This is a genomic window from Flavobacterium sp. CECT 9288 (assembly GCF_918731615.1).
Classification (GTDB): Bacteria; Bacteroidota; Bacteroidia; order Flavobacteriales; family Flavobacteriaceae; genus Flavobacterium.
In genome coordinates, this window is record NZ_OU957226.1 from 1238596 (window position 1) to 1251220 (window position 12625).

The following is a 12625-nucleotide window of genomic DNA, read 5'->3' on the forward strand; positions in this document are numbered from 1 at the left end:
TTATTCTAAGTATTTTTTTATTTCTTTTGCTATCCCCCTTGCCATAACTGGCGGAACTGCATTACCAATCTGCATATATGTTTTTAAATATGCACCTAAAAAGACATAATCATCTGGAAAAGATTGAATTCTTGCTGCTTCTCTTGGAGTTATACTTCTTATCTGGAAAGGATGAATATGAGAATGACAATCCATTTTTAAATGGGCCGTGATTGTTCTACTCGGTTTATCCGCTATTAATTTGAAATACTTATCCTTAAAAACATGATTACGATGTGCATAAGGCATTATATCCTTTATTTTCTCGTTTGTACCATCATCACCCTGATTTAATAATTTATATATTTCGAAGTTTATCTCGTTAGTATATCTAGCTTTATGATTAAAAATATATGAAATATTTCTGTTTTGATTAATCAATTTTAGATAGCTATTTTCATTACCCTTAAATTGATTTATATCAACTTTTTTCCCTGTTATTTCATCATCAACCTCTGTTAAATTTTTAACTCTGGGAGCTTCAAGAGGTTTTATATAATCTATAGCGTCTTTTAAAACGTGTTTTTTATTGTTCTTTGCAGCACTTTCTATTTCGTCAAAAAGTTTTGAAGGTGTAATTTTTTTATTCTTTACAATATCATTTCTTATAGCTATAAAAATTAACCTCTGTCTTTTTTGTGCTACTCCAAAATCATCAGATACAAGTACTTTGTATGCAATTTTATATGTGTAATTATTACCATCTTTTTTTATAGTAATGTTTTGATAATCTTCAACAACTTGTTCAGCATATGGAAGCATACCTCTTACATTCTCCATAACTACTATTTTAGGAGCTATCTTTTCAATTGCTTTTATGTAATATTTGTAAAGTTCATTCCTAGGGTCATCTATGACTCTTTGCTGATTTGCAGAACTAAAACCCTGACATGGAGGGCCACCAATAACAACATCAATCTCATTTACCATGTAATTGTCTAAATGATCTACAATTTTTCTAATATCACCTTGAATTATCCTTTCTTCTGGTATTTCAGGATGGTTATACTTATAGGTTTCAATACAAACTGCTTCATGATCATTAGCTAAATCAATGTGAAAACCCTCTTGAGCGAAGCCTAAACTTAAACCACCAGCTCCACAGAAAAAATCAACTATTTTAGGTTTACTATTTTCTTTAGAACTTTCTTGTAGTTGTTTTCTTTTTTGAAAATCTAGTTTATCAAAAGTCTTATCTAATTTATCTTCATGAATTGTTATGAATTTAACGCTTGCAATGAAATCTTTATATAAATCTTTTTTTAATAACTTTTCTAATTCTTTAAGTTCGTTATGAGATTCAACAACATTAAGTTCAACTAATCTTTTTATTAGAAATACATCATTTTCATCATTACAAACTTCCAAAGACATATTGTTTTTTTCTGCAAATACTTCAACTAATCTATTGAAAAGAATAACCTTTTCAATAAAGATTTTTTTAGTATTTACATCTTTTATTTCTGAAACTCTATTAAACATTTTCTAACTTCTCAAGTGTTTTTTTTATACTTTTTGCAATAGCCTCAGCCATTAATGGAGGTACAGCATTTCCTATTTGCTTATACTGTTGTGTTCGTGATCCTTCAAAAACAAAATTATCTGGGAAAGATTGTAATCTAGCAGCTTCTCTAGGTGTTATAGTCCTTTCTTGTTTATGATCAGGATGTATAAACTGATTTCCATCTTTATATAAATGGGCAATAATAGTTTTAGACGGAAGGTCCCACCATTGAACTACATAACTATTATTGAAAACTCTTTGTTTTATATGATTCAGATCTGGCTTTTTTTCCAATAGGTCTGTAAAAGTCCATTTATTTTTGCTCATTGTTTTATACCGAAGCCTATCTTGTTCATTATGTGTTCTTGCAATATGATCTCTAAGTAATGTATCATTTTCATTTCTGATTTTTAATAGAAAATCATTTTGTACTTTTACATTATGCTTAGTTATAATTTTACCTTCACCTGGTTTAATAGCTGGCAAATCAGAAATTGCATCTTTAACAGTTACATATTTCTTTAAATTGTTTTTTGAATTTAATTCGTTCTCCGGACTATAGTGAGTCTTAATTATACCATCATAAATTTCAGACGGTTTTATCGACAAATCCTTTCTAGTCCCAATTAAAATAACTCTTTTTCTAATTTGTGGAACACCATAATCACAAGAATTAAGAACCATATTTTCAGGTTCTTTTATTAAATTATATTTTTGTCCAAGTTCTTTTAGAATTTTCTTTAGAATTGGTTTCCCTTTTATTTTTGCACTTAACAGCCCTGTAACATTTTCAAAAACAAAAACTTTAGGTTCAAAATGATTTAATATCTTGACATAGCTTTCAAATAAAAAATTACGTGGATCATCAGCCATTCCTTTATCATCTTTAGCTCTACCGAGAGTTGAAAAACTTTGACAAGGTGGTCCACCAATAATTATGTCTACTTTTTTATCTTTTATTTCGTTTTTAATTTGCTCAATAATATTATCATTTGTTATGTCTGTTTCCAGGACAGATGCTTCTTCATCAGAATAACCATAATGTAGCATTCTTGTTTTTAAAGTTCTACAAGCATATGAGTCATATTCTACGTGGGTTAAACTTTTAAAATCTTGTTTATAGAACCCTTCGCTAAGACCACCACAACCTGCAAATAGATCTATAAAAGTAAAATTACTCATATATTTTTTGAATTATTTTTAAAATCATTAATTGAAACTTCAAATCCCAAAAACCAAGAAAACTTAGATAGGTAATCTATACTACAATTGAATTTTCCGCTTTCAATTTTAGAAATAGTTGTTCTACTTACTTTCATAATTTCGGCTAATTGTTCTTGGTTATAGCCTTTTTTTTCGCGGATTTCACGAATGGATTCCCCCATCTTTATGCGACAGTCGTGGAGGTAACCTTCCATTGAATTCTCTTTTATTTGAGCGTCACTGTCTGTCATTTTTTAAGCTTCTGTTATTTGTCTGGTAATAATTTCAATTGCTTCCTCTTTGCTTACCGTATTGCCAAATTCTTGTAATGATTCATCGTCTCTGTAAACTCCATTACGATCATTCCAAGAAAGCCATTCTATTAAATCTAACCTAGACCAAGAATTTAATTCCGTTTCCAAAGCTTCTCCTCTCAATTCCATTAATTTATAGTATGGATGTTTTAGTTTTTCTTCTTCGCTTATGTATATGCTCATGATACTATCTTTTTAATTTTGCTCTCTTATTATTCTTTACTCTGGATTGACAAACAAGGTTCCTAAATGCTCAACCCCTTCATTATCAACCACCGTAAGCCAAACATTAGTTTCAACCCCATGAACTCCGTTAGAAAGATTTACTTCAATTTTTTGTTCACTTACTTTTATAACTCTTCCTTCCACTTGAGAATAGTCGGATTTGTTAATGGTTACTTTATGACCAATTAAATCATTCGTATCGACTTCTACTACTTCTAAATCACCTAAACGAACTGTATTGATTGGCGGAAAAGATAATCCTGTATTCAAAGCTTGAATATCTGCTCTAGGCCTTTCATCATCTGCAATTACCTCCAAAACAACATATAACTGATTTGGGTTTTCTTCTGGTAGCGGCGTATGAAATTTTACGATTTGTCCTTTTTTAATTGGTTTCATAATTAATCCCTTTATGTAGATTATTTCGTATTGTATTGAACAAAAATAGTAAACCGAGCACAATAAAGTGCAATATACTGAACATTTTATTAACAATTTTATACAATTTCAATTAAAAAGTAATTAGGGTAAGATTGGTACCTAATTTTAAAGTAAAATTTCTTTTTTGGTTTTTATAAAAACAAGGCTAGATAGCTCTGGTAGTGCAAACTATAATAGATTTATTGGACTATATAAATGTAGATTTATATATTTCTATTTCAAAATTGATAAAGTTTCAAGGACTAATTAGATGTATTTAATCGCAATATCTCTCTAACATTTCCTCTATTTCAAGAATTGAAGATTCATTAACCAATGAAAAATCAAACTCACAAGCAAATCCGATAAGTAATTTTTGTAATTCTTTACGCAGTTCTTCCCTTAGTTCTGAGGATTCTGGATTGTACAGTTTGTATGCTAATTCCCTACCAAATTTATAATTAAGGCGCTCAATGTAATCATCTGAATCTTCTAAATCAACTTTAAAGTTATCGTAATATTCCATGTATTTTTCGTTCAATAACCAGAAATAGAGTGAAGTCAGTTCCTCTTTAGTACAAGCATTTAAAAAATTGATAATTAAAAGCATCAGATCATGCTGCTGCTCGTAATCGGGTAAGTCTCCTAAATAAAAATTTACAGCTAAAATTAAGTCTGAAACATTTTTTTTCTCGTCGTAAATAGTAAAACTAAATTGAATTAATAGTTTTCGGAGTACTGTATTTTTTGCATAATTAACTACTATGTTGTTTACTTCTTTTGTAATATATAGTTTGTCGTCAATTGTAATCATAGCATTTAAATTATAAGAGTTATTAAGATTAAATGTGAGAAAAAAATCCAAAAAATTTTAAGGAAATATAGTTTTGTAGAAATATAGTTTTCTATAATTCTATTTTGAATTATCAATTAGCATTCGGAGTTCCTGTACTTTATTAATCTGCGCCTAAACTATTTAAATAATCGATCATAACTTGTCTGATAGATTTTGGTTGGCTGCTGATCCTTTTTGTTTGAGGAGCTTTTTCCAAATTTTCTAATGGTGTCATTGTTAAATAGAGATTTTCGTTTGCTCGATTCCATAAACCAAATATGTACTCCACTCCAGGTTCAATTACGATACGTTCTTTGAAGGTAACTGTTCCTGCGTGCAAAGGACTATCTGGATGGTATTGATTTTCATTTATAGTCAGTTTAAATTTTAATTCATTAGTATCAACATCAGTTTGAACATAACTGGGACTAATTTTTTTTGGTGGTTTGATTTCATCAATAAATTCAGTTAGCCTTTGTAAATATTGATAGGAAGCTATATAATTATCACTTCTATTTCTGACAAGATGTATTAGGTCTTGATCACTAATTTTTTCTAAAGCTTTGATCAATTTTATAAAATTCTCCCTACCAAGTTGTCCACCATATTTTTTTTTAAGTTGATCAAATGGCATTTCAAGGCAACTGCTCAATACTTCCCTTTCAAATTGGTTTAGGTTGTTCCAATTTTTCTTTTTTAGCGCTTGATCAAATTTTTGAAGAAATAATTGGTGAGCTTCTTTTTTTGCTTTCTTATCTTTCTCATCCTGAATTTCTTTGCAATTTGAACATTTAAACGTCCTATAGTAACTTCTTTGTGATTTTTTTATTTCATTATATCTAGAATTGCTATAGATTTTTTGAATTTCATAAGACGTACAATATTCACAAAACAGATAGCAGGATAACTCACTATGAGTCTTTATAATTTTACTTAACTCATATGATGATCGCAAACTGAAAGCAGTTAATACTTGTTTTGGAGAGTTTACAATTTCATTTTCCTTGAACTCCCAATAAAATTTTATAATTTCTTTTTCTCTTTCTGAGCATTTATCAGAAATGAACACCTGTAGATTGGCGATTTTCGTGTTTTGATCTTCCATTTCGTGTTATTAAAAAAGCGTGGAACTGTTACTTATTAGCACTATAGGTATCGCCAAACACCCGCACACCAAATAAGAACAGCCCACGCTAGGCATGGGCGTCTTAGTTTTGATATTAGCGTGCTATTATAATTTGGCGATTTTATAGTACTAATTCAAAAGCTAAACACTTTGAGTTATTTTATTTTAAGTAATTATCTATATAGAATAGGCATTGTTTTTTGTTAAAAGTTTCAAATTAAATCCTTGGATTTAATAATGTAAAATAAGCTATTTTTTTCTACTTAATCAAGTGAATTCCTTAATGCATTATTCACGATTTCTTTCATACTGATTTCATTTTGAAAAGCTTTTAATTTTAATTTTTTGTAGAGCTCTTTCTCTATGTAAAATGAAAATTGTACTTCCTCAATTTCCTTATTGGAAACAGGTACAATTTTTTGAATTTTGTTTTGTTGATTGTTAGACTTGACCTTATTTATCAAGTCATTCATGCTTTCTGATTCCATAACTGTAGATTTATATGTTTATAGATTTATAGCTAACTATATTTATAGTAACAACATTAACACTTCTTTGGTTAGCTGGTCTAACTGACGTTGAGCGTTTCTATCGTTTACAACCCCTTGTAAAACAACAGATCTCGTGAAAGCAACTAAGTCGCTAATGTGCGTTTTCGCAATGGGGACTTTATATTCCTCCAAACCTATTAATATATCTAGTGTTAAAGTCGTATTGGGTTTAATCATGTTGAATACAACAATAGTAGAATCAGTTTTATGTTCGTGTTCAATAAGTTTCAAAGTGCTTTTAATAGCTAACAAATCCAGAATTCCGGCTTTAGTTGGAACAAGTATCAAATCTGCTATATTGATCAATTTTGGTAAATCATTGGATAGGTAAGGAGGAGTGTCGATAAAAACAAAATCATACTCTAGGTTTAAAATAGTATTTATATCCTCGACAAATGGAATGATATCGAAACTAGTAATGATCTCTTTCAATTGGCTCAAACTTCCTTGTGAGTCGAAATCGAGTACCGCAACTTTTGAGCTTTTAGCTATATTCTGAGCGAGATTAAAGGTAAGTGTGCTTTTGCCAACTCCGCCTTTTTGATGGGTTATTAAAATTATTTTTGGCATGGGTTTTAAATATTTGATTATGTTTTTCTGTTTGTGCTGATACTCTTTCTCTTCTTCTTTTTATCAGCGTCAGCAATTGCGTAATTTTCAAACTCAGAAGCGCTTTCTTGAGTCACTATTTCATCATTTGGGAAATCATTTAATGTTTGAGTTGTTTTCCCCTTTAAGGCCGCAGAATCTTGGACCACTTTTATGGTATTCCATTGTTGATGCTTATCAACCGCTGCTGCGAAGTTTGTTTGATTTGAATTAAGTACTTTATTTAAATCATATTTCTCTTGAGGGCTCCCATTTTTTAGGATATTTTGGTTTTTAAATTTTTCAAGCTCTTGGCGCTGGTATTTAAAATGTTCATCAAATGTTTTTTCATTCATATCAATCCACTTTACTCGATCAAATCCCACTTGATATTCATTGTCGCCAATAGTTCTATTAGTTAGTTTTTCATTGCAAGTAGGGCTTAATTTCAATTTTTGTGTCTTATCTTTCCTTGATACAATAACGTGTATATGGGATTGAAGACCTTTTTTAAATGTGCCAGACTTTACACTCTTATCAGCTACTTCCTTATCAGTCCCTTTAAATTTTCTAAAATGCTCAATCTTCCCAAAATAAACCAAATCAGCCCCGCTTTGAACTCCTTTATCTTGTCGGTTAAAGTTTAAGGCGTAATTGTCCATTACTTTTCTACCATAATCTCTAATGAGTCTGTTATACTCATCTAATTCCATCAAAGATAGATCCCAAACACTTTTTACATTATTTTTTCCAGATGCTAAAAAAGCAATGTGTTGGAGTTCATTCGTACTAAAAGAAATGGTAGGTGCAAAATATTTAGCGTCATTGGCTCCCAGTTTTTTTTTATTTGAATCAATATGACTAATTACTTCAATTGTGCTAATGTTTGTCTTTAATGCATCAAAGAATCCTTGTTTTCGGCTCTCCAACTGTAAAGCTTCATCGCTAGAAGTAGACTTTCTTATACTCATATCTAAGTATTGATTTTCTTTTTCTAAATACAAAGCCAGATTTGAACAACTACCTTTATTGTCTGCTCCAAGTGAACTGTGCGGTTTAGAAATCGGCATTATGAAAACAGAGTTTTAATTTTGTCAATTGCTCCAGATTTATTTTTGTCATCTAATAATAGGCAAAGAATTACTAAAGCTTTTTGGGTTTTTTCTAATTCAGCATTGACAAGTTTGGTTCTTTCCCTATCAGTATTGTTTATTTTATTCAAGAAGTCCAAATATTTTTTTTCAGTAGTACCAATGTTATCTGATTGCTTATTTATTTGTCTTTCAATTAGATCCTTCAATTTATCAATTTCTATTTTTTGTGAATTTTGATAATTAAAAACATCTTGCCTTAACGGTTTCAAAATGTCCCGTTCCTGGACTTTCATAAACGAAACAATTCTTTTATCCAAAGCAGAAACCATTGCCGAAGGATCTTTGTTCACAGCATCTTTTGGATTAATGCCTGTTTTTTTAAAATAGTAGATCATTTCTTCAACTAAAGTGCCGTAATTTAGCCCTAAGCTTTCAGATAACTTTGCAAGCTCCTTATGTGGTTTTTCCTGAATCAAAATACTTTTTTTGTTCATAATTATATTTTTTATAATTGTAAATCAGTTACTTAAGTTCTTGTTTATATTTTCGTTATAAAAGAGTATAAATTTATTTTGTTCAAATTGCCTTGTTTACAGGGCTTGGCCTCGCAGAGCTAGTAAAATAGGGGCCTTTCTGCCCCTGTGCGACTAGCTACTCTTTTAGAGACAATGAGATTCTATTTCCATGGAGATCAGTAAGATCAAATAGATCTATTAGAATTTTTAAATTCTTATTTTTTAGGTACAATTTATTAATCAATTTTTGCTGGTTTGAGAGTATGATTTTTGGTTCTTGATTTATGTTTTGTAAAAAATAATCAGCAATATCATAACCTTTTTCTCTTTGATGGGTAGTTCCATTCTTTTCTAATAAATCTGAAATTTGAATGTCAAATCCTTTACTTTTGAAATGCTCACACTTAGATTTCCAAATTGTAAAAGGACTTCCATTTAATCCATAATTACCTAAATCTGGATACAGAATTATTCTTCGATTTCGCAAAACTTCCATTTTAAAGTCATTTAAACCATTTAAACTTCCGGCAGCTATCCACTTATATTTTTTGAATAGTATGCTCATTATACATGCTGTTTTTTCAGATTCAACGATGGCGACAGTAGTGTCGCAATTATTAATCAAGTGCTCTCCAAAAAAACATTGACTTAAGTTGAAGTTTTTTAGTTCTTGTGATTTTATTTTTATCGAATGAATCCAGTTGATGTAGTTAGTTCTTTTGCCAGAAGTATTGTAAATAATAACTTTTCCACCTCTAACATTATATTTTGAATCAACTTGCCAAAAAATGGTACCAAAATTCCAGAAATTGGCAGTTCCAATTTTATAGTCAAAAGTCATTTTTTCTACCTCTTGACTATCAAATTTTGATTTTAAAAATTCGATAAAATTGTTTTCGTTGTAATGCATTAATGTGTTTGTTAAATCAGTTTTATCATGAATCGAAATATCAACTTTTTGATCAAAAGATGGACAAAATTTAATATTCTGAACATATGGCTGATTGTTATCATTAAAATAAGATCTAGGGGAGTAGTGGTAACCACAATTTATTTCCCTATCACATCTACCAACAAGAGGCGAAACGTATTCTTTAGTTTCTAAATCGATATAAAGCACCAACCTTTTTTTATTGCAATTAGGACATTGATGTTTAGTTGATTTTTTCTGCAATGAGTATTTATACATAATTTATAGTATTGCATTTTCTTCACTTTCTTCACTTTTCAGTAATAGTAAGGTTTTACAAGGTTTTATGACTTCATTTTGGCTTCATTTTGACTTCACTTTACATTTTTTTGATAAAATGTTAAATTGCACTTTCTTCACTAATATTGCACAAATACATAATTTTAAAACAATGAAAATCAAATAGTTAATACGCAAAGTGAAGAAAGTGAAGAAAGTGAAGTCTATACTATTTTTTCATAACTTCCATGTGCAAGCCTTTTGAATAATTTGACGTCTTTTAGATAGGTTTTAAATTGTCTATCAGACACTCTAGCTTTTCCTTCAATTAGCTTACAAGCTATTTTTAACCCTTCTGCTGTTGTAAAAGTTTTAGGGAGTTCATTTAGAATATTTTTTTGAAGTTCTGTGAGAGTTTCGAAATAATTCTTTTTAAGAATCTCTGTTCGTACTTGAATAGCATTATTGTAGAAATAGTCAAATAATTGAATAGCTCCTTTGATAGAAGATATATCTACTTGGTTTTTTGATTCGCTTTCTACAGTTGAATAAATAAGTTGAAGAATTAATGCAAATCGAAGTACATATTGTTGCAGTTTTATTTCGACGCTTCGTTCATAATCAAAGAAAAACTTATCAGGTCTGTTATTTTGCCATCTGAATAAGTATTCTTTGGCTTCAGTTTCCATCGTAAAAACAGTAGATATCGTATGATCAGTATCACCCAAATCAATTAGATTATTAATGAGTGTGGTATAATTATTGAATAGTACTTTATTTACTTGTTGGATATTCCAACGCAATATTTTCTCATCGTTTGGATAAACAAACAGTAGTCTGTCCATAAAACCATTTGTTGATCCTCCATCCTTTCCAAAATCCTTTAAAACCGAAATTTGAGTGCTACCAATAACGCTTACGCAAGGATCTTCGAGCCTAAGAGATTTTCCTGAAGCTCTATCTGTTGTAATTTGTGTTCCACTCCATAAACTTAAATATGTTTCGGCCTCACCTGAACTATTGTAACGGTTAAAATTCTTCAACCATCCATTGAGCTCGTCGACATATATGCAAATTCCTCTCTTGTTGTTACTGTGATTTAAAACGAGGGCTTCGGGTGTAAAATCGCTAAGTAAATATCTTTTAAAGATTGGTTTTTTTTCTTTGTTTTTATTTTCTGAATTTTCTGAATTTGTTCTTTCATATTCAGCTAATTGACTTTCATAATCAGCATATAGTTGGCTCTCTCTATTCTGTATTGGATTAAAGCAAAATTTTAAAGCTTGTGTTTTTGCATCGCCGGGTTGTCCAACAATTACCATAAATAAGTTTACTTTTTCCTCCCATCCATGTTTTACTTCTAGTTTATGTGATTTACCTATAGAAGCCGAAGCAGCTGAAAGAATTCCTGCACCAAGATAATCTATCGGAAATAAATGCTTATCATGAATCTCTATAATAATCTCTTGAATGGCTTTTGGATAAATTTCTATTGGAAATAAGTTTCCTTTATTATCTTTATGTTTCAAATAATCATTTTCCAAATCCACCAGGTCAATTCGTCCTTCTATTTGATTATCTTTGTGTTGCGATTCAAAGATTTTACCCTTTTTACTCTCAGGAGTAAAAGGGGTATTATTTTTTAAGTTGACCATTTTTATACCTTTTTATTGGTATAAATAACTGCTTCTTGTTTAAGTTGAGAAACAGATTTTGATTTGTTTTGTAACAGCCATTCGTCAATCTCAGTTTTAGTAAAGAAGAGGGTTCTGTTATTGGGTTTCGAGTAGGGGAGTATATTAGTATGTACTAGTTTATATACATAACTTTTTGAGAACCCCGTGTAGTTTACAACATCGTCAACAGTGAAGATTTGTTTGTTTGTCCCAATGATTAATTTCTCTAATTGGGTTAATTTCTGAATAATTGCATTGCTTTCCATAAGTGATATGTTTTATCGTTATGGTAGCAAATGTCAATAAAGTAAAATTTGGAAAGGTTAACTTGTTAATGTAGTTAACTATATTTCTATTACTTAAAAATTGATTCTATTAGTTTATAATTTTTGGGTTGCATTCCGCTTTTAGAAACTGAAACATAAATTGATTTAGCTTTTATCTTACCATTTTTATTTTCAATTTTCCCCAAAAGCTCAATAGAGGTTAAGTTTATTTTAATATTTAAAAATTTATAAATAGAGTTAATAAAAAAATTGAATTGGATATTGTCCATATTAAAGTAAACGATTGAGTTATGAGATTCACTATCACTTGTAAAAACTTTTATAAAGTCTTCTTCAGAGGTTTTTTCTTGGTCAATGAACATGTGTTTTTCCAAACCAAAATATATTTTTTTTAAAATTTTATTGTCAATGTTTAATAAGGATCTTTCATTGGTGAAGTTTGGTTTTGAAAGGATTTCAATTTTTTCTTCTAGACCATCAATTGTCATAGAAATATGATTTTCAAAATCTTCCAATGCTTTTTTTATTAAAACAAAGACACCCAATCTTTTATCGTTGTAATTATTTTTATTCTCACAAAAATTAGTAAATAAATACTTAGCACTTAAAAGATCATGCCACATATCATTTAAAACTCTATCACTCAAAACCGTAAGTTTCCTTATTTTGGATTGTTTTGAGAATTCAGTAGTTTCAAATATATAGTTAATTAAAAGATCTAATTCATATGTACAATTTAAATATGCTTTTACTTCTCCCATAAATATCTTCTCGAAGTAAGGGTCATCAATAAGTCTAAGTGTGTAATCATGAAATTGATTTTTTGGTTGTACTTCAAAGTCCAGATAAAAAAAATAATTGAGAGTATCAATAGTAAGGGGATCGTCATTCCTGTATAGTGTGACATCAACAAGAAGGGTTAAAAACTGAAATTCATTAAATTTATTTATTTTCCTTTTGATGGATAAGTTTTCCTTAGGATCTTTACAATTATTTTTTAAGTATTTAGCAAATTGATCGTGATTTTTTGAATATTTGAAATATGAATATATCATAATA

The 12625-nt window shown here is 29.6% G+C and carries 15 protein-coding genes; all 15 read right to left on the reverse strand.

Annotated elements, in window-relative coordinates:
* Complete coding sequence (locus tag LQ189_RS05350; protein ID WP_230154795.1) at window positions 1–1521, reverse strand: DNA cytosine methyltransferase; 1521 nt, start codon at window positions 1519–1521, stop codon at window positions 1–3.
* On the reverse strand, window positions 1514–2725 hold the full coding sequence (locus LQ189_RS05355; protein ID WP_230154796.1) for a DNA cytosine methyltransferase: 1212 nt from the start codon (window positions 2723–2725) through the stop codon (window positions 1514–1516). The genes LQ189_RS05350 and LQ189_RS05355 overlap by 8 nt, the downstream gene beginning before the upstream one ends.
* Complete coding sequence (locus LQ189_RS05360) at window positions 2722–2997, reverse strand: helix-turn-helix transcriptional regulator (RefSeq protein WP_230154797.1); 276 nt, start codon at window positions 2995–2997, stop codon at window positions 2722–2724. The genes LQ189_RS05355 and LQ189_RS05360 overlap by 4 nt, the downstream gene beginning before the upstream one ends.
* Before the next feature lie 3 nt (window positions 2998–3000).
* Complete coding sequence (locus LQ189_RS05365) at window positions 3001–3243, reverse strand: hypothetical protein (RefSeq protein ID WP_230154798.1); 243 nt, start codon at window positions 3241–3243, stop codon at window positions 3001–3003.
* 36 nt (window positions 3244–3279) lie between these two features.
* A complete protein-coding gene (locus LQ189_RS05370; protein WP_230154799.1) occupies window positions 3280–3684 on the reverse strand; it encodes a hypothetical protein in 405 nt (134 codons plus the stop codon).
* Window positions 3685–3982: 298 nt separating this feature from the next.
* A complete protein-coding gene (locus LQ189_RS05375) occupies window positions 3983–4519 on the reverse strand; it encodes a hypothetical protein (RefSeq protein ID WP_230154800.1) in 537 nt (178 codons plus the stop codon).
* A 142-nt stretch (window positions 4520–4661) separates the two neighbouring features.
* A complete protein-coding gene (locus LQ189_RS05380) occupies window positions 4662–5645 on the reverse strand; it encodes a hypothetical protein (protein WP_230154806.1) in 984 nt (327 codons plus the stop codon).
* A gap of 284 nt (window positions 5646–5929) precedes the next feature.
* Window positions 5930–6154, reverse strand: coding sequence for a hypothetical protein (locus tag LQ189_RS05385; RefSeq protein ID WP_230154808.1), 225 nt, complete (start codon window positions 6152–6154; stop codon window positions 5930–5932).
* Window positions 6155–6196: 42 nt separating this feature from the next.
* Window positions 6197–6787 carry a ParA family protein gene (locus tag LQ189_RS05390; protein ID WP_230154810.1) on the reverse strand — a complete coding sequence of 197 codons (591 nt, stop codon included), beginning with the start codon at window positions 6785–6787 and terminating at the stop codon, window positions 6197–6199.
* 17 nt (window positions 6788–6804) lie between these two features.
* Window positions 6805–7875: a DUF5712 family protein gene (locus tag LQ189_RS05395; RefSeq protein ID WP_230154812.1), complete on the reverse strand. Its 1071-nt coding sequence runs from the start codon at window positions 7873–7875 to the stop codon at window positions 6805–6807.
* Window positions 7875–8393, reverse strand: coding sequence for a BfmA/BtgA family mobilization protein (locus LQ189_RS05400; RefSeq protein WP_230154814.1), 519 nt, complete (start codon window positions 8391–8393; stop codon window positions 7875–7877). Before LQ189_RS05400 ends, LQ189_RS05395 begins: the two co-directional genes overlap by 1 nt.
* 157 nt (window positions 8394–8550) lie before the next feature.
* Window positions 8551–9603: a DUF6371 domain-containing protein gene (locus tag LQ189_RS05405; protein WP_230154815.1), complete on the reverse strand. Its 1053-nt coding sequence runs from the start codon at window positions 9601–9603 to the stop codon at window positions 8551–8553.
* Between the two features lie 224 nt (window positions 9604–9827).
* The gene (locus LQ189_RS05410; RefSeq protein ID WP_230154816.1) at window positions 9828–11258 is read right to left on the reverse strand and encodes a DUF3987 domain-containing protein; all 1431 of its coding nucleotides are present in this window, start codon (window positions 11256–11258) and stop codon (window positions 9828–9830) included.
* A 2-nt stretch (window positions 11259–11260) separates the two neighbouring features.
* Window positions 11261–11545 (reverse strand): AlpA family transcriptional regulator, encoded by a 285-nt coding sequence (locus LQ189_RS05415; RefSeq protein WP_230154819.1) that lies wholly within the window; start codon window positions 11543–11545, stop codon window positions 11261–11263.
* A gap of 89 nt (window positions 11546–11634) precedes the next feature.
* A complete protein-coding gene (locus LQ189_RS05420; RefSeq protein ID WP_230154821.1) occupies window positions 11635–12621 on the reverse strand; it encodes a hypothetical protein in 987 nt (328 codons plus the stop codon).
* Between the last annotated feature and the right edge of the window lie 4 nt (window positions 12622–12625).

Excerpts from the sequence above, each read along its gene's own strand:
- LQ189_RS05350 (WP_230154795.1), bottom strand. The coding sequence starts at position 1,521 with ATGTTTAATAGAGTTTCAGAAATAAAAGATGTAAATACTAAAAAAATC.
- LQ189_RS05355 (WP_230154796.1), bottom strand. The coding sequence starts at position 2,725 with ATGAGTAATTTTACTTTTATAGATCTATTTGCAGGTTGTGGTGGTCTT.
- LQ189_RS05360 (WP_230154797.1), bottom strand. The coding sequence starts at position 2,997 with ATGACAGACAGTGACGCTCAAATAAAAGAGAATTCAATGGAAGGTTAC.
- LQ189_RS05365 (WP_230154798.1), bottom strand. The coding sequence starts at position 3,243 with ATGAGCATATACATAAGCGAAGAAGAAAAACTAAAACATCCATACTAT.
- LQ189_RS05370 (WP_230154799.1), bottom strand. The coding sequence starts at position 3,684 with ATGAAACCAATTAAAAAAGGACAAATCGTAAAATTTCATACGCCGCTA.
- LQ189_RS05375 (WP_230154800.1), bottom strand. The coding sequence starts at position 4,519 with ATGATTACAATTGACGACAAACTATATATTACAAAAGAAGTAAACAAC.
- LQ189_RS05380 (WP_230154806.1), bottom strand. The coding sequence starts at position 5,645 with ATGGAAGATCAAAACACGAAAATCGCCAATCTACAGGTGTTCATTTCT.
- LQ189_RS05385 (WP_230154808.1), bottom strand. The coding sequence starts at position 6,154 with ATGGAATCAGAAAGCATGAATGACTTGATAAATAAGGTCAAGTCTAAC.
- LQ189_RS05390 (WP_230154810.1), bottom strand. The coding sequence starts at position 6,787 with ATGCCAAAAATAATTTTAATAACCCATCAAAAAGGCGGAGTTGGCAAA.
- LQ189_RS05395 (WP_230154812.1), bottom strand. The coding sequence starts at position 7,875 with ATGCCGATTTCTAAACCGCACAGTTCACTTGGAGCAGACAATAAAGGT.
- LQ189_RS05400 (WP_230154814.1), bottom strand. The coding sequence starts at position 8,393 with ATGAACAAAAAAAGTATTTTGATTCAGGAAAAACCACATAAGGAGCTT.
- LQ189_RS05405 (WP_230154815.1), bottom strand. The coding sequence starts at position 9,603 with ATGTATAAATACTCATTGCAGAAAAAATCAACTAAACATCAATGTCCT.
- LQ189_RS05410 (WP_230154816.1), bottom strand. The coding sequence starts at position 11,258 with ATGGTCAACTTAAAAAATAATACCCCTTTTACTCCTGAGAGTAAAAAG.
- LQ189_RS05415 (WP_230154819.1), bottom strand. The coding sequence starts at position 11,545 with ATGGAAAGCAATGCAATTATTCAGAAATTAACCCAATTAGAGAAATTA.
- LQ189_RS05420 (WP_230154821.1), bottom strand. The coding sequence starts at position 12,621 with ATGATATATTCATATTTCAAATATTCAAAAAATCACGATCAATTTGCT.